This is a genomic window from Cognatilysobacter terrigena (genome assembly GCF_004361065.1).
GTDB classification, from domain to species: Bacteria; Pseudomonadota; Gammaproteobacteria; order Xanthomonadales; family Xanthomonadaceae; genus Cognatilysobacter; species Cognatilysobacter terrigena.
The window spans coordinates 1-402 of sequence record NZ_SELT01000067.1 but is presented as its reverse complement, the minus strand read 5'-3'; the positions used below and the strand labels follow the sequence as shown (position 1 = coordinate 402).

Annotated in this window: 1 protein-coding gene; it reads left to right on the top strand. The window is 67.4% G+C overall.

Annotated elements, in window-relative coordinates:
• A partial coding sequence (locus EVS83_RS15370) for a histone H1-like repetitive region-containing protein (protein ID WP_166636938.1) occupies positions 1-330 on the top strand: 330 nt, incomplete at its 5' end.
• Between the last annotated feature and the right edge of the window lie 72 nt (positions 331-402).

The window sequence follows — 402 nt, the reverse complement described above, 5'->3', positions numbered from 1 at the left end:
GCGCGCAAGACCGCAGCCAAGAAGGGCGGCGCGCGCAAGACCGCAGCCAAGAAGGGCGGCGCTCGCAAGACCGCAGCCAAGAAGGGCGGCGCTCGCAAGACGGCAGCCAAGAAGGGCGGCGCTCGCAAGGCCACTGCCAAGAAGGCTGGCGCCAAGAAGGCCGGCGCTCGCAAGACTGCTGCCAAGAAGGGCGGCGCGCGCAAGACGGCCAAGAAGGCCGGCGGCGCTCGCAAGGCTTCGGCCAAGAAGGGCGGTGCTCGCAAGGCGACCCGTCGTCGCGGCGCCGCGGCTCCGGCGGTGATGCCGTCGACCGTTGCACCGATGATCTAAGAAAAAAAGAAACACCCGATTACCGCGACAAACCGACTCTCTCCCGCAGCCCAGGCGGGGGAGAGTTTTTTT